Annotated in this window: 1 protein-coding gene; it reads left to right on the top strand. The window is 30.6% G+C overall.

Translation table 11 applies throughout. The features are described 5' to 3' along the window. The first annotated feature begins 360 nt into the window (after nt 1–360). Complete coding sequence (locus F6K13_RS30040; RefSeq protein WP_124146647.1) at nt 361–963, top strand: TerD family protein; 603 nt, start codon at nt 361–363, stop codon at nt 961–963. The last annotated feature ends 1,160 nt before the right edge of the window (nt 964–2,123 follow it).

Below are 2,123 nucleotides of genomic sequence, written 5' to 3'. Positions count from 1 at the left end.
TTTTAAACTGTACATATATTTAGGAAAGAATAATCCAAAAATATCTACTTTCGGATTTCATCATTCCTGATTGTGCAATGGCAGATTTTAAGTCAGTACGCGGAAGAATGTTCTTGAAAATCAGTAATGATAAAGAAGTCTATCTAGAATTGAATAATCTAAACAATAATTGTAGTTTTTGTGTAGCAGCTTAAACAATTTGATTTAACTATATTATAGTGTTTGAGATACAATAAATCCTCAAATCCAGATAGCAAAATAAACATTAGAAAGCTGACTTTTAACGGTTCATTGCTATAACCCAAAAACCAGATTAACTAAATTGAAAAATTTTCAGACTTTATAAAGGGTACTAAATACATGACTATTAAGCTCGAAAAAGGACAAAAAATTGTACTTAATAAAAGTGAATACGATCTATCACGACTGACAATGGGTCTAGGATGGGATGTTGCTAAATCTGCAAGTGGTTTAGCTGGTTTATTTGGTAATAGATCGGATTTTGACCTTGATGGTTATGCCATTTTATTACAAGAAAATGATCAACTCAAAAATTACAAAGAAGATGTAATTTATTATGGTCATTTAGAATCTCAGGATAAGACAGTAATTCATTCAGGAGATAATCTGACTGGAGAAGGAGATGGAGATGATGAACAAATAATTTTGAAACTTAATTCTATTCCTGAAAAATACCAAAAAATCATCCTAGCGGTAAGCATTTATCAAGCGAAAGAAAGGAAGCAACAATTTGGGATGGTAGAAAATGCTTTTGTTAGAGCTGTTGATCATAAAGGAATTGAAATAGCAAAATATACTTTATCTGGTAATGGTACTTATCAGGGCAAAATATCAATGTTAATGGGAGCTATTTATCGAGATAACACAGTGTGGAAATTTACTGCTTTGGGTGATCCTTTAGATAGTGATATGAATGGTGTAGTAGGTTCATTTCTGAAATAAGTTTAGCCATATAGTAGAAGGAAGAAGGAAAAATCTTGCGTTGTCTGAGTTTTAAGCTTTTGATCTGTCCTAACCTTTGCTTCGACTGCTATGCTTACTCAATTTTAAAATAAATTATTATCAAATTAAAAAAACCAGTATTTGTTAGAAGCTAAAATACTGGTTTTTTTTCAATAGGATTTTAATATTCATCCGATTTCCGTAAATTATACTAAATCCGGTTATCAAAAATACTTTATAGGGTGTAATTATACCAAATTTAAAAAGCGCTTCGGTCCGGAATGCTCCGCAAACAGGGAGAGAGCGTTTAGCATTCAGCTTTTAAGAAGGGGATTTCAATCCCCCCTGAAATTAAACGATAAGCTAGAAGTCTGGGGTTTCAACCCAAGCTTTTAGATGTCTTTTTTCTGTGAACTATTCCCGCTGACTGCTAGTAGTTTATAACGGACAACTAGTTAATGTATTTTTGCTACATATTCTTGGAAGTAGGGAGTAGGTAAATAACGAATAAGATATCTTTACTTCATACAAATAATTGCTCAAAAAATCACTTATCCTGACTTATTACTTAATAACTGAAGTGTTCAATAACTATGACATTATTTTTAGTAATTTGCATTAAATACTCTCCCTATCTCCCCATCTGCTCTACACCCTATCTAGATAAAAGGATACTAATTTAATATTATTTATGAGACAAGGAAATAGAGGATAGAGAATAGAATAGGGGTTTGTAATATGAAATCTAAATATTTTGAATTGCATATCTGAAAATTTTCAGATATATATTTTAATTAAATAATATTGAGTGGCAAATTAATTTTGGTAAAACTGCATCAAGTTTTAGTGATGGTATTGAAAATATGTTATGTATTTGTACCAATTATAGACCTTCATATTTGACGGAAGTACGCTGTATTTTCTCTATGTTCCTAATTCCAATTTTATGCTCAAATCGAAATTAAGATGAGGTCAAAAAAAATTGTTTAATCCTTTTACTCTATTCCATATTCCTTCTCGCAAATATTTTAGATTTAATTTGACTTATATCAAGTTCAGTAGCATCAGTATTGTCGGGTAAGGAAGAAGAAAGAAAGAAAAAGGCTTAAAAGTCTGAAAAAAACTTAAATTTCCTGTAGATATTTACCCTTGGGTTTACA

This window comes from Okeania sp. SIO2B9 (assembly GCF_010672505.1).
Classification (GTDB): domain Bacteria; phylum Cyanobacteriota; class Cyanobacteriia; order Cyanobacteriales; family Microcoleaceae; genus Okeania; species Okeania hirsuta.
Note: the sequence above shows the minus strand (reverse complement) of the source record. Positions and strands in the feature narration are given on the sequence as shown.